This window comes from Aminobacter carboxidus, from assembly GCF_014863355.1.
GTDB lineage: Bacteria > Pseudomonadota > Alphaproteobacteria > Rhizobiales > Rhizobiaceae > Aminobacter > Aminobacter carboxidus.
Genome location: NZ_JACZEP010000025.1, coordinates 1 through 23,738, shown reverse-complemented (window position 1 = coordinate 23,738; position 23,738 = coordinate 1). Strand labels below are relative to the sequence as shown.

Annotated in this window: 20 protein-coding genes; 7 read left to right on the top strand and 13 right to left on the bottom strand. The window is 64.0% G+C overall.

The features are described 5' to 3' along the window. The first annotated feature begins 668 nt into the window (after nucleotides 1–668). Nucleotides 669–2,633: a M23 family metallopeptidase gene (locus IHE39_RS30280; protein ID WP_192569152.1), complete on the top strand. Its 1,965-nt coding sequence runs from the start codon at nucleotides 669–671 to the stop codon at nucleotides 2,631–2,633. Here IHE39_RS30280 and IHE39_RS30275 read toward each other — a convergent pair. Beyond that, nucleotides 2,630–4,150 carry an MFS transporter gene (locus IHE39_RS30275; protein WP_192569151.1) on the bottom strand — a complete coding sequence of 507 codons (1,521 nt, stop codon included), beginning with the start codon at nucleotides 4,148–4,150 and terminating at the stop codon, nucleotides 2,630–2,632. The genes IHE39_RS30280 and IHE39_RS30275 overlap by 4 nt on opposite strands. 404 nt (nucleotides 4,151–4,554) lie before the next feature. Between IHE39_RS30275 and IHE39_RS30270 the strand changes: the two genes are divergently transcribed. From IHE39_RS30270 to IHE39_RS30260, 3 genes are read left to right on the top strand one after another with little or no spacing between them, the layout of a single operon-like run. Then, complete coding sequence (locus tag IHE39_RS30270; RefSeq protein ID WP_184774626.1) at nucleotides 4,555–5,241, top strand: glutathione S-transferase family protein; 687 nt, start codon at nucleotides 4,555–4,557, stop codon at nucleotides 5,239–5,241. A gap of 15 nt (nucleotides 5,242–5,256) precedes the next feature. Further along, nucleotides 5,257–5,595: an ArsR/SmtB family transcription factor gene (locus IHE39_RS30265; protein ID WP_192569150.1), complete on the top strand. Its 339-nt coding sequence runs from the start codon at nucleotides 5,257–5,259 to the stop codon at nucleotides 5,593–5,595. Further along, nucleotides 5,592–6,062, top strand: a complete 471-nt coding sequence (locus tag IHE39_RS30260) for an SRPBCC family protein (RefSeq protein WP_192569149.1) — start codon at nucleotides 5,592–5,594, stop codon at nucleotides 6,060–6,062. Before IHE39_RS30265 ends, IHE39_RS30260 begins: the two co-directional genes overlap by 4 nt. Before the next feature lie 24 nt (nucleotides 6,063–6,086). On the opposite strand, the gene IHE39_RS30255 is transcribed toward IHE39_RS30260, so the two are convergent. From IHE39_RS30255 to IHE39_RS30210, 10 genes are all read right to left on the bottom strand, one after another. Continuing rightward, complete coding sequence (locus IHE39_RS30255; RefSeq protein WP_184774630.1) at nucleotides 6,087–6,581, bottom strand: GNAT family N-acetyltransferase; 495 nt, start codon at nucleotides 6,579–6,581, stop codon at nucleotides 6,087–6,089. Between the two features lie 55 nt (nucleotides 6,582–6,636). Beyond that, the gene (locus tag IHE39_RS30250) at nucleotides 6,637–7,479 is read right to left on the bottom strand and encodes an aminoglycoside phosphotransferase family protein (protein ID WP_192569148.1); all 843 of its coding nucleotides are present in this window, start codon (nucleotides 7,477–7,479) and stop codon (nucleotides 6,637–6,639) included. A gap of 44 nt (nucleotides 7,480–7,523) precedes the next feature. Then, nucleotides 7,524–8,894 carry a L,D-transpeptidase family protein gene (locus IHE39_RS30245; protein WP_192569153.1) on the bottom strand — a complete coding sequence of 457 codons (1,371 nt, stop codon included), beginning with the start codon at nucleotides 8,892–8,894 and terminating at the stop codon, nucleotides 7,524–7,526. Nucleotides 8,895–9,100: 206 nt separating this feature from the next. Continuing rightward, nucleotides 9,101–9,463, bottom strand: a complete 363-nt coding sequence (locus IHE39_RS30240; RefSeq protein ID WP_192569147.1) for an MmcQ/YjbR family DNA-binding protein — start codon at nucleotides 9,461–9,463, stop codon at nucleotides 9,101–9,103. A gap of 289 nt (nucleotides 9,464–9,752) precedes the next feature. Then, nucleotides 9,753–12,359 carry an ATP-dependent chaperone ClpB gene (clpB, locus tag IHE39_RS30235; protein WP_192569146.1) on the bottom strand — a complete coding sequence of 869 codons (2,607 nt, stop codon included), beginning with the start codon at nucleotides 12,357–12,359 and terminating at the stop codon, nucleotides 9,753–9,755. A gap of 318 nt (nucleotides 12,360–12,677) precedes the next feature. After that, nucleotides 12,678–13,484 (bottom strand): DUF4167 domain-containing protein, encoded by an 807-nt coding sequence (locus tag IHE39_RS30230; protein WP_192569145.1) that lies wholly within the window; start codon nucleotides 13,482–13,484, stop codon nucleotides 12,678–12,680. 310 nt (nucleotides 13,485–13,794) lie between these two features. After that, nucleotides 13,795–14,649: a peptide chain release factor N(5)-glutamine methyltransferase gene (gene prmC, locus IHE39_RS30225; protein WP_192569144.1), complete on the bottom strand. Its 855-nt coding sequence runs from the start codon at nucleotides 14,647–14,649 to the stop codon at nucleotides 13,795–13,797. Next, entirely contained in the window at nucleotides 14,642–15,721 is a 1,080-nt protein-coding gene (prfA, locus tag IHE39_RS30220; protein ID WP_192569143.1) for a peptide chain release factor 1, read from the bottom strand. The genes prmC and prfA overlap by 8 nt, the downstream gene beginning before the upstream one ends. After that, entirely contained in the window at nucleotides 15,718–17,994 is a 2,277-nt protein-coding gene (ptsP, locus tag IHE39_RS30215; protein ID WP_210322552.1) for a phosphoenolpyruvate--protein phosphotransferase, read from the bottom strand. The genes prfA and ptsP overlap by 4 nt, the downstream gene beginning before the upstream one ends. Nucleotides 17,995–18,071: 77 nt before the next feature. Then, on the bottom strand, nucleotides 18,072–19,346 hold the full coding sequence (locus IHE39_RS30210; RefSeq protein ID WP_192569142.1) for an aspartate kinase: 1,275 nt from the start codon (nucleotides 19,344–19,346) through the stop codon (nucleotides 18,072–18,074). A 325-nt stretch (nucleotides 19,347–19,671) separates the two neighbouring features. On the opposite strand from IHE39_RS30210, the gene ubiG reads away from it, so the two are divergent. Further along, nucleotides 19,672–20,418 (top strand): bifunctional 2-polyprenyl-6-hydroxyphenol methylase/3-demethylubiquinol 3-O-methyltransferase UbiG, encoded by a 747-nt coding sequence (gene ubiG / locus IHE39_RS30205; RefSeq protein WP_184774658.1) that lies wholly within the window; start codon nucleotides 19,672–19,674, stop codon nucleotides 20,416–20,418. A gap of 46 nt (nucleotides 20,419–20,464) precedes the next feature. Here ubiG and IHE39_RS30200 read toward each other — a convergent pair whose 3' ends face one another. Both IHE39_RS30200 and IHE39_RS30195 read right to left on the bottom strand, forming a co-directional pair. Continuing rightward, nucleotides 20,465–20,980, bottom strand: a complete 516-nt coding sequence (locus tag IHE39_RS30200; protein WP_184774660.1) for a flavin reductase family protein — start codon at nucleotides 20,978–20,980, stop codon at nucleotides 20,465–20,467. Nucleotides 20,981–20,994: 14 nt separating this feature from the next. Continuing rightward, nucleotides 20,995–22,113: an LLM class flavin-dependent oxidoreductase gene (locus IHE39_RS30195; protein WP_210322553.1), complete on the bottom strand. Its 1,119-nt coding sequence runs from the start codon at nucleotides 22,111–22,113 to the stop codon at nucleotides 20,995–20,997. Nucleotides 22,114–22,223: 110 nt separating this feature from the next. Between IHE39_RS30195 and IHE39_RS30190 the strand changes: the two genes are divergently transcribed. Both IHE39_RS30190 and IHE39_RS30185 read left to right on the top strand, forming a co-directional pair. Continuing rightward, on the top strand, nucleotides 22,224–22,793 hold the full coding sequence (locus tag IHE39_RS30190; RefSeq protein ID WP_184774662.1) for a winged helix DNA-binding protein: 570 nt from the start codon (nucleotides 22,224–22,226) through the stop codon (nucleotides 22,791–22,793). 64 nt (nucleotides 22,794–22,857) lie between these two features. After that, a complete protein-coding gene (locus IHE39_RS30185; protein WP_192569141.1) occupies nucleotides 22,858–23,199 on the top strand; it encodes an MmcQ/YjbR family DNA-binding protein in 342 nt (113 codons plus the stop codon). The last annotated feature ends 539 nt before the right edge of the window (nucleotides 23,200–23,738 follow it).

The following is a 23,738-nucleotide window of genomic DNA, read 5'->3' as shown; positions in this document are numbered from 1 at the left end:
ACAAGGACCTTTCTGAAACCCGCCAACCAAGAAAACCAGTTCCTTGGAGCGAACTCCGGGGCCGCCAGCGGCGCGCCGCCCTCGTTGTTGAGGCGTATATAGTCGCCACCCCTCCAAACTGTCAACGTCCTTTTCCAACTTTTGCGAATTTTTTAAGACACAAAACCAAACACTCAACCACAACCCACAAAGACCCTGCGGAAGGGGAGCAAAAAGCCAGGGCACAATCCACAGATCGCGCGCAAATCCGACAACGCCCAGGCCTCAAATCCCTTAGCCGGGGCAGAATTGCCGCAACGCGGCGCATCTCCCCTGATATGCCGGCGTCTGCCCGCCCACATCATCCCGCCCGCATCATCCCGCCCGCATCATAAGGAGCACCGCACCGCTCCGCTCCACCGACGTCACTTATATGGCGTCTTATATATAGAGCGGAGGCGACGTCCCCTGCCCCGGCCGGAGCCCTATTCCCGCCCCAATGCGGGCAGATGTCTCAAAACGCCTCTGGTGCGGAAATCGAGTCTGTACGCACAGCTATATATAAGAGTTGGGGCAGGTCTGGCGGTGCCGCGCATGCGGCTTCGTTGACTTGGAGCGCCATGACAGGCAAATGTCTTGGCAACTAGAAGCAAGCGGGCGCGAAGCGCCGGGGATTTTAGCCGTACTGGATGCAGGATACGGACCAGACCATAGCCGAGCTCGGCAATGAGCCGCCGCTTATCGCGGATGGCCGCGCCGGTCCCCCGGACCGACGCGAGGTCTCGGCACGTTGGCTTTCAGGCACCTTCCTGACCGGCGTGACCTCGAGCGTGCTGATGGGCGTCGCCCTGTTTGCCGCGCTTGACGGGCGCGAAAAGCTCGCGACCCCGCCCGAGATCGCCGAACTTGCCACCCTTGCCGCCGGCGGCGATGCCGGCCAGCGCGCCAAGACCACCCGGCTCGCGCCGCTGCGCCAGATCGCCAAGGCCAAGGACCGGCGCCGCATGGAAGTGTCCATGCTGACCAAGGAAGGCGACCGCGAAGTCATTCGCAGCATGCCTTTCGTCCAGATCAAGATGGCGCTGGCTGCCTCGCATCCAACGACACGCAGCTATCCCGCCTTCGATCCGCTGACCGTGTTTGCCGAAGACGGCCCGGCACAGCCACCAGCGACCGCTGCGACCGGCCAGATCTACGGCGTCAAGGTCGAGAGCGAGATGAGCCTAAAGACCGTCGACTTCCCGGTCGAAACGGCTGCCTTCGAACAGAGCTCGGCACTTTCGGCCAATGAGGTCGAAAAGGTGGTGCGCGACGCCGGCGGCGACCTGACCGAAGGCGACATCCAGGTCGCCTCGCTGCACTATGTCGATCCGCAGCGCTTCGGCAACGCCTTTGCCGACCAGACGCTTGCCGGCTCCTACGGCATCAAGATCGTGCCCGAAAACGTCTCGGTCAGCGCCCGCGCCGACGTCGACCCCGAAACACTGTCCTACGCCGAAGACATCATTGCCTTCGAGAAGGACCGCAAGATCGTCGATGCGCTGGCAGCCTCGGGCTATACAGGCGAAGACGCGCAAGGCATGGCCAATGCGGTGTCGCGGCTGCTCAATGCGACCGCGCTCAAGGCCGGCACCGTGCTGCGCGTCGGCCTCGAGGTCCGCGGCGATGTCGGCAAGATCGTGCGCACCAGCGTCTACGACCGCACCCAGCACATCCTGACCATCGCGCTCGACGACCGCGACCAGTTCGTTCCCGGCGACGAGCCGGAGCCGAACCCCGAGATCGCCACCGCCTTCGACGACACGCCGACGATACCGACGTCGCGCAGCGCCTTGCCGACCGTCTATGACGGCATCTACCGGGCGGCCTATTCTTATGGCATGTCGCAGGACATGACCAAGAAGCTGGTCCGGCTTTTGTCGTCCGACGTCGATTTCCAGTCGCGGCTCAATCCGTCCGACCGCATCGAGGTGTTTTTCTCGCAGCCCGACGGCGACGACAAGGCTTCGGCCGATTCCGAGCTGCTTTATGTCTCGGCGAATTTCGGCGGCAACACGCGCAACTTCTACCGCTTCCAGATGGGCGACGGCGCGGTCGACTATTTCGACGAGGATGGCCGCAGCGCACGCCAGTTCCTGCTGCGCAACCCGCTGCCCAACGGCAAGTTCCGCTCGGGCTTCGGCGGCCGCAAGCACCCGATCCTCGGCTACGTCAAGATGCACACCGGCGTCGACTGGTCGGCCCCCACCGGCACCCCGATCATCGCTTCGGGCAACGGTGTCGTCGAAAAGGCCGGCTGGGCCGGCGGTTATGGCAAGCAGACGATGATCCGCCATACCAATGGCTACGAGACGTCCTACAATCACCAGAGCCGCATCGCGCCCGGCGTCGTTCCCGGCGCCCGCGTCCGCCAGGGCCAGGTCATCGGTTATGTCGGCACCACCGGTCTGTCGACCGGCGCGCATCTGCATTACGAGCTGATCGTCAACGGCACCAAGGTCGACCCGATGCGCGTACGCCTGCCCACCGGCCGCGTGCTCAAGGGCGACGAACTGGTGGCTTTCAAGCGCGAGCGCGAACGCATCGACGACCTGCTCAAGGACGAAAACAAGGATGCGCTGAAGGTCGCAAGCACCGCCAAGGTCAGCGGCTAGCTCTTTTCCTTCCTCTTCCATGACGGCTGGGTGACCCAGGCAACGGCTGCGGCGACGAAACACATCGCAGCCGAGATGGCGGCGATGGCCGAAAAGGCGCTGTTGGTCGCCGCCACCCGCAAGGCTTCCGCCCCGGCATCGAGCGGTGTCGTCACATAGGCGCCGAACTCCGCGCCGGGTGCCGCCGTTCCCGCCACATTGGCAAAGACCACGCCGGCGACAGCGCCGAGCGAAGCCACCGCCATCAGGCCGGCGGCGCGGGCAAGCGCGTTGTTGATACCCGACGCAAGGCCGGTGTCTTCTTCAGGTGTCGCCCGCATCACCGCCGCCGACACCGGCGACACGACGATCGCCATACCGAGGCCCTTGAGCAGCAGGATCGGGAAGGTCACCTGCCACAACATCATCAGCGGCATGGTCAGGGCGAGACCGACATAAGACATGCCGACGATCGCCGCCCCCACAGTCAGCGGCCAGCGCGGGCCGATGGCGTCGGACAGCCGACCCGAATAGCTCGACAGGCCGGCGATGAACAAGGACAGCGGCAAAAACAGCAGGCTCGCTTCCCATTCCCTGGCGCCCCAGCCCGAAACGACCGTCATCGGCAAAAAGAACAGCACCGCGTTGAAGGCGAAGAACAGGATCAGCGTGTAGAGATTGGCGCCGGTGAAGGCGCGCGAGGCAAACAGCTCAAGCTTGACCATCGGCGCCCGCGCCCATTTCTCCCAGACGATGAAGCCGGCGAAGATCGCAGCCCCGACCGTAATCCACAACCATGGCGAAACCGCGCGCGCCTCGGCCGGCAGGCCAAAGGCGGTCAGCCCCCAGGCCATCAGGCCGAGACCGGCGGTAGCAAGCACAGCACCTGTGATGTCGAGCTTGCGCTTCGACGACGGCCGATCCTGCGGCACCTTCTTGAGCAGCATGGCGAGCGCGACCAGACCGATCGGCACATTGATGGCAAAGATCAGCCGCCACATCCATTCGGCGCCGAACGACAACACCATGCCGCCGACGAACGGCCCCATCGCGGTGGTCAGCGACGAGAACGCCGCCCACTGGCCGATGGCCTTGCCGCGCGTCGCGTTGGGATAGGACTTGGCGATGAGGGCGAGGCTGCCCGGTACCATCAGCGCAGCGCCGATGCCTTGTGCGGCGCGCATGACGATCAGCATCTCGGCGTCGACGGCGAGCGCGCAGGCCGCCGAGGTGATCATGAACAAGACTATGCCGGTGGCGAAGATGTTGCGGACGCCGAAGACGTCGCCGGCGGCACCGCCAAGCAGGACGAGCGCCGACAAAAACAGCATGTAGCCGTTGCTGATCCACTGCGCATCGACAAGCGAAGCGCCAAGGTCGGCGCGGATGACCGGCATGGCCAGCGACACCACCGAGCCGTCGATGAAACCCATGCTCGAGGCAAGAATCGCCGAGACAAGCACATAGCGCCGCGCCTCCGGCGGGCAAAAGACGTGGTTGTTGTTGGCCGGGGTCGGCGTTGGGTCAGAAATGTCCATGAAGGTGAGATTATGTGGGCGCACGTTGGACGGGAAGCGACCAGGGGGACGATTTGTGGAAGCCAGGCGACATGGCTTCTTCGCTCTCGCATTCTCCCCGCTGGTTCCGCTTCGCAGGCCGGCGGTGCCCTATGAAGCAAACCTTCCAGGTCGCGATCCTTCGCACCCCCCTCTGGCCGGCAGGCCAGAGGGGGGTGGGAGGGATCGCGACCGAGGAGTTGCCGCGAGAAATCGCTCTCGGATTTCGCGCAACGAGAAAAGTCACCGACCGTCGAAAATCTCTCCACGTTCAACGTCGGTGTCAGTCAGCCCAACCAATAGTTTCCATCTACAGAAACTATCTCTTGCCAACCCCGCCAAGCTCCAATAGTTTCCCTTCACGGAAACTATTGGAGCCCCCCGCAATGGCGCTGACGCTATACTCCCATCCCCTCGCTTCGTTCTGCCACAAGGTGCTGATTGCGCTTTACGAGAACGGGACCGCGTTCAACCAGGTGATTGTCGACCTCGGCGACCCCGGCGAGACGGCGGCGCTGACGGCGAAGTGGCCGGTTGGCAAGATCCCGGTCCTGCATGACGGGGCGCGCGACCGCGTGGTGGCGGAGACCAGCATCATCATCGAGTATCTCCAGCAGCATTATCCCGGGCCGGTGACGATGCTGCCCACTGAGGCCGAGCGCCAGCTCGACGCCAGGCTGTGGGAGCGCTTCTTCGATCTTTATGTCAGCGTGCCGATGCAGAAGATCGTCACCGACAGGATACGCCCCGAAGGCGGCAACGACCCGGTCGGGGTGGCTGACGCGCGGCGCACGCTCGACACCGCCTATCAGATGATCGAGAGCCAACTGGCCGGCAAGAGCTGGGCGACAGGCGAGGTCTTCACCATCGCCGACTGCTCAGCCACGCCAGGCCTGTTCTACGCCTCGATCGTGCAGCCATTCGCCAGCAGCCAGCGCAATCTCGCCGCCTATTTCGAGCGGCTGATCGCGCGCCCTTCAGTGCAACGCACGCTCGCCGAGGCGCGACCCTATTTCCACTTCTTCCCCTATCGCGAAGCCATGCCGGAACGGTTTGTTCATGACCAGGGATAAGGATAAAACGCGCCGATGATCGAACCGCAACAACTGGATCGCGTCTTCACCGCCCTTTCAGACGCCGGCCGGCGCGGCATGGTCGAGCGCCTGAGCTTGGGTCCGGCAACGGTCAAACAACTGGCCCAACCGCACGGCATGCGGCTGCCCTCGGCGCTGAAACATCTGAAGGTGCTCGAGGATGGCGGCATCGTCGCCTCGCGCAAGGTCGGGCGCACCCGCACCTATACGATCGAACCCACGGCATTGGCTGGCATCGACGACTGGGTGCGACAGCGCCAGACAGCGATGAACCAGGCATTCGACCGCCTGGTGCAGGCGATGAAGGATTTTCCCGAGGAGCAGGATCAATGACCGATGTGGCGCACCAGACCTTTGTCATCGAGCGCGAATTGCCGGCGTCTCCGAGACACGCCTTCCGTTTCTGGTCGGACCAAAAACTCAAGCGCGCCTGGAACGACTGCCACCCCGACTGGACCGAGCTCGAGGACAGCTTCGATTTCCGCGTCGGCGGCATCGAAGCCAAAAGCTGGCGCATGCCTGATGGCGCCGAGCTTAGCTTCCGCGCCGACTATTTCGACATTCTGGCCGAACGGCGCATCATCTATGGTTTTGAGATGAGCCTTGGCGGCAAGCGCATCTCGGCATCGCTGGCTACCATCGAGCTTGTGCCGGAAGCTGGCCGGACGCGGATGAGATTCACCGAGCAGTTGGCCTTTCTCGGCACTGCAGAGGCGATGGCTGCGCGCATTGCGGGCACCGGAACGGGCTTCGACCGGCTGGTCGAAATCCTCGCCAGGGAGACGGCGAGCGTGCACTGAACGCTTACCGCTGCAGCGGCAGGCTCAGCTTGCCCCAAAGCCGGCGTGATAGACGATTTCGCCGCGGGCCATGTGCTGGCCGAATGCCAGGCGCTGGACATATTCAGGCGGAATGTCGCCATAGCTGACAGTAGGGTCGGCGACAAAACCGAAGCGGCTGTAATAGGCCGGGTCGCCGATCAGCACGCAGCCCTTGGCGCCGATCTGCCGGAGCGTTTCGAGCCCGTGGCGGATCAGCGACTGGCCGATGCCCCTGCTTTGGCTTTCCGGCCAGACCGAAACCGGGCCGAGGCCGTACCAGCCGGCGTCGCCGCCGACGGTGACGGGTGAAAAGGCGACGTGCCCCACCACCTCGCCATTGTCTTCCGCCACCAGTGACAGGGTCAAAGCGCCGGCATCGCGCAAGGCGTCGACGATCGCTGCCTCGGTCTGGCTCGAATACGGCGCATTGGCGAATGCGGCGCGGGTGAGCGCGCGGATGGTGTCGATGTCGGCGGGCTGTTCGGGGCGGATGTTCATTCTGGGCTCTCTTGATCTCGCGCCATTTGCCGACAGGTTTTGCCGCAATGCAAGGTCACGCCGTCGGCACGTCCAACGCCCGTAACCCGGCTTCGAGCGCTGCCGCATCGCCATGCTCGACGCCGAAGAGCAGGTCGAGCAGCGGAAAGGTGCTGCGATAAAAGGTGATGCGGTCAGACATCGCGGCGATGCCGGGATAATGCGACGCCATCAGCATCAGGAACTCGTCGCCGAGGCCGGCAGACAGGCTGGCGAGATCATAGGCGGGGTCACCCTCGCCGCAGCCAGCGAAATCGATGACGCCCGAAACCTGGCCGTTGTGGACGAGGATGTTGCCGGTGCCGAAATCGCCATGGATGATCGCGCGCGGGGTATCACGTCCATTGCCGAGAAACCGGTCGAAGCGCGCGCGGATGGCCGCGCCGGTGTCGGCAGGCAGCAAAGGCAGCGCCTTGGCGTCGAGCTTGTCGCGCAGTTCGCGCCATTCGGCCATGGTGTCGGTGGCAGCGGCGGCCGGCAGGAGCTCGACCGGCATCGCGTGAAGGGCCCGCAGGAACAGCGCGAGGTCTCGGGCCAGTTCCAGCTTCTGCTTGTCCGTCATTCCAGCGAGCGACAGCAAGGGCTCGCCCGCCACCTTGCGATGGACCGCAACGACATGCGCGCCGACGCTTCGCAGGTGCGGCGCCGGCACCGGCCAAGGCAGCCTTGGCGCCAGAACGGCAAGAATGCCGGCCTCTCTTGCCAGATCGCGCCGCGCCTCGTCGTGGCGGGGTACCCGCACGATCAGATCGCCCGCATCGAGAACAAGATTGTTCTGCCCGCTGTCGATGAAGGCAGCCGACAACAGCTCAGCCGCCTGCAAGGCTTGAGCGATTTCCTGCACTGTCGGGCGCATCATACCTGCAAATTATTCGCCCGCCGTGCCCCAAAGGCCGGCCGACCCTACTCCATGAACTCGACCGGTACGCCCGACTTGACGATCTTGGCCAGTTCGCGCGCGTCCCAGTTGGTCAGGCGCACGCAGCCATGGCTTTCGGTCTTGCCGATCTTGGAGGGATCGGGCGTGCCGTGGATGCCGTAGGTCGGTTTATCCAGGGCGATCCAGACCGAGCCGACCGGGCCGTTCGGACCCGGCGGGATGGTCAGGACCTTGTCGTTTTCGCCCTGCTTGAAATTGAGCTTGGGATTGTAGGTGTAGTTGGGGTCAAGCGCGACGCGCGACACCGCATGGATGCCGGTCGGCGATGGCGTGTCGCCAGAGCCGATGGTCGCCGGATAGGCGGCGACGAGCTGGCCGGCCTCGTTATAGGCGCGCACCTGCTTCAGCCCCTTGTCGGCGACGATGCGCGACACCGGCTTGTTCACCAGCTTGCCGAAATTGGCGACCTTCACGATGGTTCCCGGGCGGTTGAAATTGAGGTCCGGGTTGAGAGCCTTGAGATAGTTCTCGTCCATGTGGAAACGCTCGGCCAGCATCTCGGTAACCGAGGTGAAGGCCATGCGCTCGAGCTTGGCCTTTTCGCTGTAGTCGGCGGGAACCGAGGCGACGAAGGGGCCGGCGGCATCTTCAGGGGTGATGGTGTAGGAGCCGAAGGCGTCGCCGCCGGTTTCGGCCAAGGCTTGCTTGATGCCCTCGGCGTCGGTCGATTTCAGGCTGGCGCCGGTCATCTCGTTATAGGCAACCAGCGCCTTGTCGACGTTGGAGCCGAAGCGGCCGTCGATGACGCCGGGCGAAGCGCCGAGACGATCGAGCAGGATCTGCAGCGACGCGACATCCTCACGGCCCTTGACCGCGATGGAGGGATCGAGCGGCCGGTCGGTGATACGTGGGTTGGCCGGCAGTGCCGGCTGGTCGTCGGGGCTCTGCAGCGGCTCGCGCGACACGACGCGCGGCTCGCCGGGCGCCTCGGGAAAGGCGTTGAGGTCGTTGTTGTAATAGTCGTCGCCATTGGGATCGGTCGGAACGGCCAGCGCGTCGTCGCTGTAATAGCCGTCATCGGCCGGGCCGATCAGCACGTCGCCCTGGCGGTAGTCGCGGCGAAGCTCCTGGCGGCGCATTTCGCGGCGCAATGCCGGCCGGTTGAGGCGCGTCTCCGGCGGCTGCACGGCGATGACCTTGCCGGTGTAGGGATCGACAAGCACGCGGTTGCCGCGGCTGTCGTAGAACACCTCGACCTCGCTCTGGGCGAGCTGGATCAAATTGCTGTCGGCCTGCGGGCGCAGCACAGCGGGCTCGCCCAACGGCGCGGCCGCAGCCTGGAATGCCGACAGGCCGGTGGCCATGGCTGAAAGCACAACGATCTTGCGCAACATGGTCGCCACATCTCTCCGAATCTCGGCCGCTCACAGCGTCCGCGGTGGAATCACCATCATCCACCGACATCCAATAACGATCTGCTAACCTTTCCAACATGAACGGGGCATGAAAATGACCGCGTTAGGTGGATTTTGAGACCTTGGCCGGGCAACACCCGCCCTTGAGTCCCCCTTGAGCCCCCCTTGTGCCCATTGAGTCGAGGTCAGGCGGGAAAGCCGAGCTGCCTGCGCGTCGCCTTCGTCAGCTTGACGGCAATCAGCCGGTGGCTTTCGCCGATATAGTCGCGCAGGCCCTGGTCATCCATGGTCTCGCCGTTCTGGCGCTGGATCCACTTCATGCCGCGCGAGGCGAGATAAGGTGCGGGCCTGAGGCCGGGCTGCTCCTTCAAGATGTCGAAGGCCATCTCGGAGACCTTGAAGGTGACGGCGAGCCCGTCGCCGTCGCTCCAGCCGGCGATGGCAAAGACCTTGCCGCCGACCTTCCAGACATGCGCCCCGCCCCATTGCACGACATGGGTCGTGTGAGGCAGCGAAGCGCAAAAGCCGTTGTATTCGTCGAGTGTCATGTTTCCCCCACGCGGTCTGTCGGCGTCCCAAGTCTGTCGGCTCAGATGTGTCGATGCCAACTCTGTCGACCCCCACTCCGCCTCGCTGCGCGAGGCACCTCTCCCCCGTTCGACGGGGGAGAGCAAGATCGGAACTCGCGACGCTGTCCATGGCGGACAGGTCGTTTTATTGGCTTCGTTGCATCAGGCGAACCGCTGCCGGGCGCCTCCTCTCCCCCGTCGATCGGGGGAGAGGTGTCGAGGCGAAGCCGAGACGGAGTGGGGGTCGAAAGCTCGGCGTTCCCACGCTTTACGCAGCCGCCTCGTCGCTCACCACCGTCGGCTTGGAGCGGAAGGTGAGCCGGTCCGAGCCTGAAGTGATCTTGACGGTCGAGCCGTCGAGGATGTCGCCGAGCAGGATCTTTTCGGCGAGCGGGTCCTGCAGCTCCTTTTGGATCACGCGCTTGAGCGGACGCGCGCCATAGGCCGGGTCGTAACCCTTGTTGGCGAGCCAGTCGATCGCGTCGTTGTCGAGCGACAGCGTGATCTTGCGGTCGGACAGCAGCTTTTCGAGCCGCTTGAGCTGGATCGCAACGATCCGGCCCATGTCCTGGCGACGCAGGCGATGAAACAGGATGACCTCGTCGATGCGGTTCAGGAACTCCGGCCGGAACGACGACTTGACCACCCCCATGACCTCGTCGCGGACCTGGTCGACATCCTCGTCCTCACCGAGCGCCACCAGATATTCGGCGCCGAGATTGGACGTCATGATGATCAGCGTGTTGCGGAAGTCGACGGTGCGGCCCTGACCATCGGTCAGGCGGCCATCGTCGAGCACCTGCAGCAGCACGTTGAAGACATCGGGATGCGCCTTTTCGATCTCGTCGAACAGGATCACCTGGTAGGGCCTGCGGCGCACCGCTTCGGTCAGCGCTCCACCCTCCTCATAGCCGACATAGCCGGGAGGCGCGCCGATCAGCCGGGCAACGGAGTGCTTCTCCATGTACTCGGACATGTCGATGCGCACCAGCGCATGCTCGTCGTCGAACAAATAGTCGGCAAGCGCCTTGGTCAGCTCGGTCTTGCCGACGCCGGTCGGGCCGAGGAACATGAACGAGCCGATCGGCCGGTTCGGGTCCTGCAGGCCGGCGCGGGCACGCCGGACAGCCTTGGACACTGCCTGGACGGCTTCGCCCTGGCCGACGACGCGGACGCCGATCTCGTCTTCCATGCGCAACAGCTTGTCGCGTTCGCCTTCGAGCATCTTGTCGACCGGAATGCCGGTCCAGCGCGACACGACATGGCCGACATGGTCTGGTGTCACGGTCTCTTCGACCATGGTGCCGCGGCCTTCCAGCGCCTCGGCCTCGACGAGTTTCTTTTCAAGCTCGGGGATGCGGCCATAGGCAAGCTCGCCCGCCTTCTGGAACTCGCCCTTGCGCTGGGCGATGGCGAGTTCGTTGCGGGCCTCTTCGAGCTGGCCCTTGAGGTCGGCGGCAAGGCCGAGCTTTTCCTTCTCGGCCATCCACTGGCTGGTCACCCGCGTCGACTCTTCCTCGAGCCCGGCCAGTTCCTTCTCCAGCCGTTCAAGACGGTCGCGCGAGGCGTCGTCCTTTTCGAGCTTGAGTGCCTCGCGCTCGATCTTGAGCTGCATGATGCGGCGGTCGATCTCATCAAGCGCCTCGGGCTTGGAATCGATCTGCATGCGCAGCCGCGAACCGGCCTCGTCGACGAGGTCGATCGCCTTGTCGGGCAGGAAGCGGTCGGTGATGTAGCGGTTGGACAGCGTCGCTGCGGCAACCAGTGCCGAGTCCGAGATGCGGACCTTGTGGTGCTGCTCGTATTTCTCCTTCAGGCCGCGCAGGATCGAGATGGTGTCATCGACCGTCGGCTCGGAGACGAACACCGGCTGGAAGCGGCGGGCAAGGGCGGCATCCTTTTCGACATGCTTGCGGTACTCGTCGAGCGTGGTGGCGCCGACGCAGTGCAATTCGCCGCGGGCCAGTGCCGGCTTCAAAAGGTTGGACGCATCCATCGCGCCATCGGCCTTGCCGGCGCCGACAAGCGTGTGCATCTCGTCGATGAACAGGATGATGCCACCGGCAGCCGAGGTGACTTCGGAGAGTACGGCCTTCAGCCGCTCTTCGAACTCGCCGCGATATTTGGCACCGGCAATCAGCGCGCCCATGTCGAGCGCCATCAGCTGCTTGTCCTTGAGGCTTTCGGGCACGTCGCCATTGACGATGCGCAGCGCAAGGCCTTCGGCGATCGCCGTCTTGCCGACGCCTGGCTCGCCGATCAGCACCGGATTGTTCTTGGTGCGCCGCGACAGCACCTGGATGGTGCGGCGGATCTCGTCGTCGCGGCCGATGACCGGATCGAGCTTGCCCGCGCGCGCATCGGCGGTGAGGTCACGCGCATATTTCTTCAACGCGTCGTAGCCCTGCTCGGCGCTGGCCGAGTCGGCGGTGCGGCCCTTGCGGATGTCGTTGATCGCCGCATTGAGCGCCTGGGCGGTGACGCCGGCCTTGGCGAGGATGTCGGCGGTCTTGGCCGACTTCTCGACGGCAAGTGCGGTCAGCAGGCGCTCGACGGTGACGAAGCTGTCGCCGGCCTTCTTGGCCAGCTCCTCGGCGGACGAAAACACCTTGGCGAGCGGCTGCGCCAGATAGAGCTGGCCGTTGGCGCCCTCGACCTTCGGCATCGCCTTGAGTGCTGCCTCGACGCCAAGCCTAACGTCGCGGGCGTTGCCGCCGGCGCGCTCGATCAGCGACGAGGCAAGGCCTTCGTCGTCATCGATCAGCACCTTGAGGATGTGCTCGGGCGTGAACTGCTGGTGATTGTTGGAAAGAGCGTAGGTCTGCGCCGACTGGACGAAGCCGCGGACGCGCTCGGAGTACTTCTCAAGGTTCATTCGGTGTCTCCATTTCCGTAGCGGCCCGCTTAGCGGCACCGGCCAGGCTTGAGGTGACGGACCCGCCCGACCGGGCCGGATCCAACTGAGGCTGATATGGTGCGTAGGACGATATACCTCAAGACATGCCGGCAGTGCCGTGCGTCATTTTTTGACGCGCAAGCAGCGCCCAGGCTTTTTCCGATCCTGCGCATCGCGGCCGGCGAAATCAAATCAGATTTTCGGCCCGCCCGATCGATGAGGCCAAAAACAAAAAACGGCGGGATTTTCATCCCGCCGCCTAATTGGGTCTAACTGAAGGCCTGCCTGCTTAGGCGGTCAGCCTTCGACGATGGCAGGCTCGGCTGCCGGCGCTTCGCCTGCATCGCCCTGCACGTCGGTTGCGGCGCGCTCGCCACGGCGCGGACGACGGCCACGACGCGGCGCGGCAGTGACTTCGCCTTCGACGGCTTCGGCGGCAGGTGCCGCATCGGCAACGACTGGCTCGGCAACGATCACTTCAGCAACGATCGGCTGCGGCTGTTCCGCCACGGCGACATCCGTCTGCGCTGCCTCGGCCTGCTGCTCATGCTGGCGCGGACGGCGTTCGCGATTGGGGCGGCGCTCGCGGCGGCCTTCACGCGGCTGGCCTTCGGCGGCTTCCGGGTTCAGGGCGACTTCGGCCGGCGTGCCTTCGATGTCTGGCTGCGGGCCGGAACCGTTGACGACAGGCTGCGGCTGATGCTGAGGCTGCTGGACCTGGACCTCGGCAACATTGTTGCCCATGCCGTCGTCGTCGCGCTCGTCATCCATGTCGGAATCGAAGTCGTCGCGGCTCTGCTGCTGCTGCTGGATCGGCATCTGCGCCATGGCGGCGGCAATGATGCGGTTGTAGTGCTCTGCGTGCTGCAGATAGTTCTCGGCCATCACGCGATCACCAGAGCTGTGCGCATCGCGCGCCAGTGTGGTGTATTTCTCAGCGATCTGCTGCGCAGAACCACGGATCTTTACGTCAGGTCCGTTGCTCTCGTAGTTGCGCGTAAGTGGGTTTGGACCCTTGCGGTTGTTGTTGCCGTTATTGTTATTGTTGTTGTTATTGTTGTTGTTACGACCGCGCATGCGCCTATTCTGCTGTTGTGGCCTCATCAGATTCTCTTTGTGTTGAAGTCTAATCCGAACGGGGGCACTTAGGCGGCCTGCCGTTTCGTACTTTTCCGCCGGTGATCGCCCGCAATTTTCCTGCGTCGGCGCCACATGCCATCCTGTTTCGGTTCTTGTCACTTGCCGGACGATCCCCGCACGAAGCTAGAGCGTCGTCTACGCAAGAAGGCAGCTAGTTTCGATGGAAACCGAATCGTTTAACAGCACTGCCTGCTTCGTCTCATCCGGTTGCCGGGAACCTAGCGGCATTCACTTTCCTTGCCAAGCGGTTTTTTGCAATGCCAAAAAGCCCGGCTCAGCGGCGGAATACGAGCACCCGGTCGTTGCCGCCCAAGTCCTTGTGCTGGGCCAACAATCGGTAACCGGCTTGCTCGAATATCCCTGTCACATCGCGCCTTTGGTCGTGCCCGATTTCAAGCCCGACAAGGCCATCTTTTTCAAGATGGCGCGCAGCACCCGACGCGATCATTCTGTAAGGCTCAAGACCGTCCGGGCCGCCGTCGAGCGCGCGGCGCGGATCAAAATTGCGAACTTCGTTCTGCAAATCCTCGATCTCTGAAGAAGAGATATAGGGAGGATTTGAGACGATTAAATGGTGCAGGCCAATTATCTCTGCAAACCAGTCGGATTTTTTCGCTGTAAAGCGCCCCGACACGCCGAGCCGGCCGGCATTGGCCACAGCGGTTGCCAACGCATCGTCGGAGACGTCGACGCCGATCGCTACCGCCTTCGGTTCCTGGGTGACCAGCGCCAGCGCAATGGCGCCTGTGCCGGTGCCAAGGTCGAGGATGCGACAGATGCCTTGGCGCGCTGCCGTCTGGTGGACGAAAGGCAGGACGGCATCGACAAGCGTTTCGGTGTCGGGGCGCGGTTCGAGTGTCTCTGTGGAGAGGCTGAGCCGCATGCCGTAGAAGTCGCGGTAGCCGAGGATGCGGTGGACCGGTTCGCCCACTATACGACGCTCGAGCGCTGCCTCGATCTCGGCCACCTGCCCGACAAGCCTGTCGGGCGACGAAATGGCATCGGTGCGTGTCGTGCCAGAGAAATGCTCGACGAGCAGCCGGGAATCGAAGGCCGCATCGACGATACCGGCGTCTGCCAGGCGCTGGCGCGCATGGCGCAGCAGGTCGTCGAGCCGACGCTCAGCCATCCGAGCCCATGTCGGCCAGAAGCTTCGACTGGTGGTCGGATATCAGTGCTTCGACGACCTCGTCGAGCTCGCCCATCATCACCCGGTCGAGCTTGTAGAGCGTCAGGTTGATGCGGTGGTCGGTCAGGCGCCCCTGCGGGAAATTGTAGGTGCGGATGCGTTCGGAACGGTCGCCGGAGCCGACCTGCGACTTGCGCGACGACGAGCGCTCCTCGTCGGCGCGGCTGCGCTCCAGGTCGTAGAGGCGGGCGCGCAGGATCTGCATGGCGCGGGCCCGGTTCTGGTGCTGCGATTTTTCCGCCTGCACCACCATGATGCCGGTCGGCAGATGGGTGATGCGCACCGCCGAGTCGGTGGTATTGACGTGCTGTCCGCCGGAACCCGAGGCGCGCATGGTGTCGATGCGGATGTCTTCGGCGCGGATGTCGATGTCGACTTCCTCGGCCTCGGGCAGCACCGCAACGGTTGCAGCCGAGGTGTGGATGCGGCCGCTGCCTTCGGTGGCCGGAACGCGCTGGACGCGGTGCACGCCTGACTCGAACTTCAGATGCGCGAACACGCCCTTGCCGGAGACGCCGGCGATGATTTCCTTGAAGCCGCCGGCATCGCCGTCGCTGGCCGACACGACCTCGAAACGCCAGCCCTTCGAGGCGGCGTAGCGTTCATACATGCGATAGAGGTCGCCGGCAAAAAGCGCTGCCTCGTCACCGCCGGTGCCGGCGCGGATTTCGAGGATGGCGTTCTTTTCGTCGGCCGCGTCCTTGGGCAACAGCAGGATCTGGATTTCGCGCTGCAGGTTTTCGATGCGGTCCTCGACCTCGGGCTTGTCCATCTCGGCCAGCGCCCGCATCTCGGCGTCGGTGCCCTTGTCGGACAGCATCGCATCGAGATCGACGAGCTCCTGCTCGGCCAGGCGCAATTCGCGGATCCTGGCGACGAGGTCCTGGATGTCGGAATATTCGGAGGCCAGCTTGACGTAGACGTCGGGTGCCGGGCCGGCGGCCATCTGCGCTTCGAGCATGTCGAAGCGCTTGACGACCTGGTTCATTCTGTCGTGGGGCAGGCTGATCATAATGGTATGGAACGGTCGTCCGCAAAGGCCTGGAGCAGCGCGCGCATCGGCAGGCTGGCAGCAGGACCGGAAAGGTTATCGTCGAGGAAGGATTTCAACTCGCCGAGGGGAAGTTCGGTCAGCATCGCCTTGACCGGGCCGATCGAGGCCGGCGACATCGAGATCGAGCGGTAGCCGAGGCCAAGCAGCGCCATCGCCGAGATCGGCTTGCCGGCAAGCTCGCCGCACAGGGTCACCGGCGTGTGGTTGCGGATGCCGGCATCGGCGATCTGCTTGAGCACGCGCAGGAACGGCACCGACAGCGTGTCGAAGCGGTCGGCCAGCTGGGTGTTGCCGCGGTCGGCGGCCATGACGAACTGGAACAGGTCGTTGGAGCCGACGGAGACGAAGTCGACGGCCTGCATCAGCTCGTCGAGCTGCCACAACAGCGACGGCACCTCGATCATAGCGCCAAGCTTCAGGCTCGTCGGCAGATGGTGGGCGAAACGCGCCAGGTGGCGGACCTCGCGGTCGATGATCTCGCGCGCCTGGGCGATCTCGCCGAGTTCGGTGACCATTGGCAGCATGACCTTGAGCTCGCGCCCGCCGGCGGCCTTGAGCAGCGCCCGGATCTGGGTGCGCAGCAGGCCGGGACGGTCAAGCGTCAAGCGAATGGCGCGCCAGCCAAGGGCTGGGTTTTCTTCTTCCTGCACCGAGCCCTTGAAATAGGGCAGCACCTTGTCGCCGCCGATGTCGATGGTGCGGAAGGTGACGGGACGGCCACGCGCGGTGTCGAGCACGTCGCGGTAGAGCTTCTCTTGAGCTTCGGCACGCGGGAAGGTCGACGCGACCATGAACTGCAGCTCGGTGCGGAACAGGCCGATGCCGGCGGCACCCGCCTCGGCAAGCTGCGGCAGGTCAACGGCGAGGCCGGCGTTCATCAACAGGTCGACCTTGACGCCATCCTTGGTCTCGGACGGCTTCTTGCGCAGTTCGCGGTAGAGCTCCTGCCTGCGGGCGCGGAAGCGCACCTTTTCGGCGTAGGCCGCTTCGAGGTCGGGCTGCGGGCGGAGGTGGACGGTGCCCTCGACGCCGTCGACGATGATCGGATCGCCGTTTTCCGACATGGAAACGGCGCCCTTCATCTGGCCGGCGACAGGGATGCCCATGGCACGCGCGACGATGACGACGTGCGAAGTCGGCGCACCATCCTCCAGCACCAGACCGCGCAGGCGATCGCGCGGATAGTCGAGCAGCTCGGCCGCCCCCATCGAGCGCGCGACGATGATGGCATCCTTGGGCAGCGATTCAGCGATGGTCTCGGGGCCGCGGCCCATCAGCTGGCGCAAAAGGCGATTGGCGAGATCGTCGAAATCGCTCATCCGCTCGCGCAGATAAGGATCGGTCATGTGCAGCATGCGCGCGCGCATGTCGCTCTGTACCTTTTCGACCGCCGCTTCCGCTGTCAGGCCGTTGCGGATCGCTTCTTCGAGGCGGCGCACCCAGCCACGGTCGTTGGCAAACATCCGGTAGGCTTCGAGCACCTCGCGGTGCTCGCCCTCGAAGGCGACATCGCGGCGTTCCAGCATGTCGTCGATCGACAGGCGCAGCGAACCGAGCGAAACCTCGAGCCGGCGCAGTTCCTCTTCGCTGTCTTCGTTGAACAGGTTGGTGACGACGATGCGTGGCTCGTGCAGCACGACATGGCCAAGGCCGACACCTTCGTTGAAGGACAGGCCGGTAAAGCTCGCCGGGCGAGACATATCGAGCTCGAGGCCGGGCCGGCTGAGCCGGCCGATGTCGCCCGAGGCGATCATCTCGGCAATCACCATGGCGGTGGTTTCGAGCGCCTCGATCTCGTCGTCGCGGTAGTGGCGCATGGTCTTGTTCTGGACGACCAGGACACCGAGCGTGCGCCCTGCCCTGAGCACCGGCACGCCGAGGAAGGAATGATAGATCTCCTCGCCCGTCTCCGGCAGGTAGGCAAAGGCGGGATGTTCCTGGGCGTTGGACAGGTTGAGCGCACGCGCGCTCGCCGCGATGGTGCCGACAAGGCCCTGGCCGAGACGCAGCTGGGCCAGGTGAACGGCGTTGGGATTGAGACCGACGGTGGCGTAGAGCTCGAGCACCGAGTCGGCGCGCAGCACGTAGAGCGAGCAGACTTCGGCCACCATGTTGGCAGCGATATCGCGCACGATCCTGTCGAGCCGTTCCTGTGGCTCGAGGGGCTCCGCCATCAATTCGCGGAGCCGTTTGAGAAGTACGCGCGGCCCAGCGGCCATGTCACGTATCATTCACCGTCTCCAATGGTTGGACCCGGCGCGGCACGTGCTTGCCACGCCGGCAACGCGGTGACGCTCGACTCCTGATACTACTGCTTATCGAGCCCGTAGACGGAATGCAAAGTCCGAACAGCAAGTTCGGTATAAGGCCCGTCGATAAGGATCGAAATCTTGATCTCGGAGGTGGTGATGGCGCGGATGTTGATGCCCTTGGCGGCCAGCGCCTGGAAGGCGGTGGCGGCGACGCCGGCATGGCTGCGCATGCCGATGCCGATGACCGACACCTTGGACATGCCCTCGTCGTGCTGAACGGCATCATAGCCGATGTCGGGGCGGATCTTTTCGAGCACCGCAAGGGCCTTGTTGACGTCGCCCGACGGCACGGTGAAGGTCATGTCGGTGAACTTGCCGTCCTCGGAAATGTTCTGGACGATCATGTCGACATTGATGTTGGCTTCGGCCAGCGGGCCGAAGATCCCGCCGGCAACGCCTGGCCGGTCGGCGACACGGCGCAGCGAGACCTGGGCTTCGTCCTTGGCGTAGGCAATTCCGGTGACGACCTGCTGTTCCACGATTTCATCCTCGTCACAAATGAGAGTACCAGGCGGGTTGAGGAAATCGCCCATGCCGGGCGCATCCGGATCCTCGAAGGAAGAACGCACGAAGGTGCGGACCTTGTGCACCATGGCCAGTTCGACCGAGCGGACCTGCAGCACCTTGGCGCCGAGCGAAGCCATTTCGAGCATTTCTTCGAACGAAATGCGCGACAGGCGCCGCGCCTTGGGCTCGATGCGCGGGTCGGTAGTATAGACGCCATCGACATCGGTGTAGATATCGCAGCGATCAGCCTTCACCGCCGCCGCGATTGCGACAGCCGAGGTGTCGGAGCCGCCGCGGCCGAGCGTGGCGATGCGGTTGTCGGGGCCGATGCCCTGGAAGCCGGCGACGACTGCGACCTGGCCTTCCTGGAAGCGCTTGATCAGGAACGAGCCGTCAATGTCGAGGATGCGGGCAGCGCCATGGGCGTTGTCGGTCTTGATCGGGATCTGCCAGCCCTGCCAGGAGCGGGCGTTGATCCCCATTGCCTGCAGCGCCAGCGCCAGCAATCCTGACGTCACCTGCTCGCCCGAGGCGACCACGGCGTCATATTCACGGGCGTCGTAGATATTGAAATTGGCGCCTTCGGCCTTCGAGGACTCCTGCACCCAGCCGACCAGTTCGTTGGTCTTGCCGGACATTGCCGAGACGACGACGGCGACCTCGTGGCCAGCGTCAACCTCGCGTTTGACATGGCGCGCCACGTTGCGGATTCGGGCGATGTCGGCGACGGATGTCCCGCCGAATTTCATCACGATGCGCGCCATAGAAGCGAAATGCCCTTGCCATATCAGCCGGCCCCGACGGGGCCGGAAAATGAGTGAAAACACCAGTGCCTAGCCTAGTAACTGGCACGGTGTCGAATGCGCGGCCTGCATAGCCAAAACCCGCGCATTCCGCAAGGACGCCCAACCAGACAAATCAGCGCGATGCTTTTTGCCGGTGCCCAGTCTCCTGGCGTGCCTGCCATGCGCGCAAGGCGATCACGGAATTTGTCGCCTTGACAATCGGAGCGCCAGACCCGACTTCCTTGCGCTCACCCAACTTCCTTGCGCTCGCCCAACTTCCTTGCGCCCTACGGAGACCACAGCAATGCCAGATCCCCGTCCATCGACGATCGATGCCGGAGAAGTCGAGCGGTTCTCGGCGCTATCAGCCGAATGGTGGAACCCCAACGGCAAGTTCCGCCCGCTGCACAAGTTCAACCCCGTCCGCCTGGGCTACATCCGCGACCAGGTCGCCCAGCGCTTCGGCCGCGACACCCACGCCGCCAGGCCCTTCGAGGGCCTGCGCATCCTCGACATCGGCTGCGGCGGCGGCCTGTTGTGCGAGCCGATGGCGCGCCTGGGTGCCGATGTCGTCGGCGCCGACGCATCGGTCACCAACATCGAGGTGGCGAAGATCCATGCCGCCGAAAGCGGCGTCAATGTCGACTACCGCGCCACCACGGCCGAAGATCTCGCCGACGCCGGCGAGAAATTCGACATCATCCTCAACATGGAAGTTGTCGAGCACGTCGCCGACGTCGAGCTGTTCGTCAGGAAGTGCGGCGAGATGGTCAAGCCCGGCGGCATCATGTTCGTCGCCACCATCAACCGCACCTTCAAGGCGCTTGGCCTGGCCATTGTCGGTGCCGAATATGTGTTGCGCTGGCTGCCGCGCGGCACCCACCAGTATGGCAAGCTGGTGCGCCCCGAAGAGCTCGACAAGGCGCTGTCGGGTGCCGGCCTGTCGACCATCGACCGCACCGGCGTGACCTACAACCCGCTCGCCGACCGCTGGCAGAAATCGCGCGACATGGACGTCAACTACATGGTGCTGGCGGAAAAGGCGGCCTGAGGAGGCGGCCTGAGGCCGCCCTTTCTATTTCCCCCGATATTCGAAATCAGGCATCGAGCGCGCGGTAGCCGCCGCGCCAGTAAAGCAGCGCCTGTCCGGCATCCTGCGTTCTGACGGCCTCGACCGAACCGATGATGATCGAATGCGTGCCGCGGTCGATCATCTCATCGAGGCTGCAGTCGAAAGCAGCGACCGCATCCGAAAGCACCGAAGCTCCTGTTTTCAGCGTGAGCCAGTCCGCCCCATCGTAGCGTTCATTGCCCTTGATGCCACCAAAGCCGGAAAAGCGCTCGGCGACCTTCTGGTGCTGCGGCCCAAGCGAATTGACGGCGAAATGGCCATGCCGCTCGATGACCGACCATGTCGACGACGAGCGGTTGACGCAGGCGATGACCTTGGGTGGCTCGGCCGACAACGACACGACCGAAATCACCACCAGCCCGGAACGGTCGTCGCCGGTGCCGGCCGTAATGACACTGACATTGCCGACGATGAGCCGCATGGCGGCACGGAAATCCGCTGCTGCCACGGGGGCGAGTACATGCGAAGCGGGCGTCGTCATGATCTCGTTTCCTCTCAAGCCGCCGAACGCTGCGCGGCAGGCGCGATACGCACCCCCCTCGCCTCCAGGATCGGCAGCACGTTGTCGCGGAAATAGGGAAACTCTTCGGCATAGTCGACAAAAGACAAGGTGGTTCCGCGGAAGCCTGCCTCATGCAGCGCCGTGATGCCGTCCGCTACCTGCTCGGGCGTGCCGACAAGGGGGAAACCGCCGTGGCCGGCGGCCATGCGATCGCGGATGAGGGCGAGCAGATCGTGCGGAAAGGACTGGGCATGGGCGAATTGCAGCCGGACCAGATTGTCGACCGCCTCCCAGTCGGCGTTCTCGCGGCCCGAATAGTCGAGGAAATCCAGCGCCTCCTTCTCGCTCGGGCGGCAAACGACGTGCGAAAAGGTGAGAACCTCGACCTTGCGGCCCGCCTGCTTCGACTGCGCCTTCAACGCGACGATCTCGTCTTTGGAACGCGCGAGGTCGATCGCCGGGGTGAACAGGAAATCGGCATTCTCGATCGCGAACTTGCGGCCATGGTCGGAACCGGCGGCGTTGAGGATCGGCATACGCCTTGACGGGCGCGGGTCGCCAAGAACCTGCCTGAGCTTGAAATAGGTGCCGTCCCAGTCGAAGGCCTCGGTGCGGCTCCACAGTGCCTTGACCACGTCGAACCATTCCTGGGCGTAACCATAACGCGTGACGTGATCGTCGGGCAGGGTCAGCCCGAGCGCCTCATATTCGGGCTTGTTCCAGCCCGCGACGATGTTGAGGCCGACACGTCCAGCGCTGATCTGGTCGATGGTTGCCAGCTGCTTGGCGACAACGACCGGATGATTGGCGACCGTATGAATGGTGGCAAAGACGGTGATGTTGCGGGTGTGTGCGAGAAGCCCGGTCGCCCAGGTCATCGTCTCCAGCACATTGCCGTGGAAGTTGGTCTCGCCGCCATAGCCGATCCAGCGGGCGATCGGCAGCATGAAGTCGATGCCGGCGTCGTCGAGAAGCTTGGCGAGGCGCAGATTGTTGGCCCAGCTATTGTCCCAGCGATCCGGAATCCTGGTGACGGTCATGCCGCTGGAACAATTGGACGCGAAGGTGCCGAGAAAGAAGGGCTGCAGTGCAGCCGTGCCGAGCATGCTCATGTTTGGGTCTCCTCCCCATAAAATGAACTTTATAATAGAAAGTCTATCATAAATTCATATGGACGCAAGGCACGACGCCGGGGCATGGTCGGGCGTCCAGGAGGGGATGAATGAGCAAGCAAGACAAGCCCGCCGACCCGAGCCACGAGTTGCTTGATCGCGGCTGGCATCTGGCCCGGACGCCGCTCGAAATCGACGTCACCGAAGTCGAATACGCGCTGATGCGCTCCTACGAGGCGTTCGGCCGCTGGCAGGCGGAATGCCTGGCAACGGTGATCGAATTTTCAGCAACCGGCGCAGAAAACGCCTTGCTGCACGTCATCAGGATGAACGACCGGCCCAAGACCATCCACGATCTCGCCCACATGACCAATCGCGAGGACATAGCCAACATCCAGTACAGCCTGCGCAAGCTGATCAAGGGCGGTTTTGTCAAGCGCACCGGCAGCGGCAGGACCGGCGTGACCTACGAGGTGACGCCACTCGGCCATCGTGTCACCGAACGCTACGCCGATATCCGCTCGGTCCTGCTCATCGACGCGGTTACCCGCGTGCCCGATCTCGCCGCCAAGCTGGCCGATGCCGCGCACACGCTGGAACTGGTGACGGGGATCTACGAGCAGGCTGCCCGTGCCGCGGCAACGCATCGCCGCCGCCACCCGCAGCTTGAGCAGGACTGAAGCCGGGGGCGCGCAAACTTGCACCGCCCGCCCCAATCCCTCACCATGTCGTCGAGGCCTGACCATGACACCAGAGGATGTCAGACGTATCGCCCTGCAACTGCCCGGAGCGATCGAGAAGTCGCATTTCGGTAAGCCGGATTTCCGTGTCCGCGACCGCGTCTTCGCCACCTTGCCCAAGGTCGGCGACGCGGTGATCAAGCTGACGCGTGACCAGCAGGAGATGATGTGCGCGGCTGAACCCGCGCTGTTCCGGCCCGTCGATGGCGGCTGGGGCAAAAAGGGCTGGACGCGGGTGACATTGGCAGCCGCCGACGAACGGACGTTACGCAGCGCACTGGTGACCGCCTGGCGCAACACCGCACCGGTGACCCTGCGCAAGGCGTTCGACCTGGCCGGTGGGTGAAGCGACGCAGCTCCGGCGCAGGGCTGTGGTGGCCGAGACATCTGCACCGTGTTGGAGCGGCAAGATCACGGCATGGATTCCCGACACTCTCCACTGGCTTCGCTCGCTCACGAGGTCGGGAATGACGAACTTTATGATCGTCACCGCCAATCGCAGACGTTCGATCACAAGCTTGCCAACCGCCGACAATCCAACGGCGGACGTTTCTAATCGCAGACGTTGGAGATTTGTGGCGACGCCCCACTACACCCGTCATTCCCGACCTCGTGAGCGAGCAAAGCGAGCGGAGAGTGTCGGCGCCGCGACAGCGCCGTTCCACAAGGGCGCAAGCTGGCCATAGAAGCCCCGAGCTCAAGCACACCGCACCGGCGCGCAAGGCGTTCGATCTGGCGGGAGGGTGAGATGGCCGCGTCCGGCATCGCTTTGACTGTCGTCTCATCGGTCTGCCGCAACGCGGCGAGGCGTCCGTGAAGACAGCGCCTTGTCGCCGCCGGTAACGGCATGGCAACTGTGTTCAAGCGAAGTGTTTTTGGTCGCGG

Bases quoted from the DNA above. Each gene is read 5' to 3' on its own strand.
- IHE39_RS30275 (WP_192569151.1), bottom strand. From the start codon at position 4,150: ATGGACATTTCTGACCCAACGCCGACCCCGGCCAACAACAACCACGTC.
- IHE39_RS30270 (WP_184774626.1), top strand. From the start codon at position 4,555: ATGGCGCTGACGCTATACTCCCATCCCCTCGCTTCGTTCTGCCACAAG.
- IHE39_RS30255 (WP_184774630.1), bottom strand. From the start codon at position 6,581: ATGAACATCCGCCCCGAACAGCCCGCCGACATCGACACCATCCGCGCG.
- IHE39_RS30185 (WP_192569141.1), top strand. From the start codon at position 22,858: ATGACACCAGAGGATGTCAGACGTATCGCCCTGCAACTGCCCGGAGCG.
- IHE39_RS30195 (WP_210322553.1), bottom strand. From the start codon at position 22,113: ATGAGCATGCTCGGCACGGCTGCACTGCAGCCCTTCTTTCTCGGCACC.
- prmC (WP_192569144.1), bottom strand. From the start codon at position 14,649: ATGGCTGAGCGTCGGCTCGACGACCTGCTGCGCCATGCGCGCCAGCGC.
- IHE39_RS30280 (WP_192569152.1), top strand. From the start codon at position 669: ATGCAGGATACGGACCAGACCATAGCCGAGCTCGGCAATGAGCCGCCG.
- ptsP (WP_210322552.1), bottom strand. From the start codon at position 17,994: ATGATACGTGACATGGCCGCTGGGCCGCGCGTACTTCTCAAACGGCTC.
- IHE39_RS30230 (WP_192569145.1), bottom strand. From the start codon at position 13,484: ATGAGGCCACAACAGCAGAATAGGCGCATGCGCGGTCGTAACAACAAC.
- IHE39_RS30250 (WP_192569148.1), bottom strand. From the start codon at position 7,479: ATGATGCGCCCGACAGTGCAGGAAATCGCTCAAGCCTTGCAGGCGGCT.
- prfA (WP_192569143.1), bottom strand. From the start codon at position 15,721: ATGATCAGCCTGCCCCACGACAGAATGAACCAGGTCGTCAAGCGCTTC.
- IHE39_RS30260 (WP_192569149.1), top strand. From the start codon at position 5,592: ATGACCGATGTGGCGCACCAGACCTTTGTCATCGAGCGCGAATTGCCG.
- IHE39_RS30190 (WP_184774662.1), top strand. From the start codon at position 22,224: ATGAGCAAGCAAGACAAGCCCGCCGACCCGAGCCACGAGTTGCTTGAT.
- clpB (WP_192569146.1), bottom strand. From the start codon at position 12,359: ATGAACCTTGAGAAGTACTCCGAGCGCGTCCGCGGCTTCGTCCAGTCG.
- ubiG (WP_184774658.1), top strand. From the start codon at position 19,672: ATGCCAGATCCCCGTCCATCGACGATCGATGCCGGAGAAGTCGAGCGG.
- IHE39_RS30210 (WP_192569142.1), bottom strand. From the start codon at position 19,346: ATGGCGCGCATCGTGATGAAATTCGGCGGGACATCCGTCGCCGACATC.
- IHE39_RS30200 (WP_184774660.1), bottom strand. From the start codon at position 20,980: ATGACGACGCCCGCTTCGCATGTACTCGCCCCCGTGGCAGCAGCGGAT.
- IHE39_RS30265 (WP_192569150.1), top strand. From the start codon at position 5,257: ATGATCGAACCGCAACAACTGGATCGCGTCTTCACCGCCCTTTCAGAC.
- IHE39_RS30245 (WP_192569153.1), bottom strand. From the start codon at position 8,894: ATGTTGCGCAAGATCGTTGTGCTTTCAGCCATGGCCACCGGCCTGTCG.
- IHE39_RS30240 (WP_192569147.1), bottom strand. From the start codon at position 9,463: ATGACACTCGACGAATACAACGGCTTTTGCGCTTCGCTGCCTCACACG.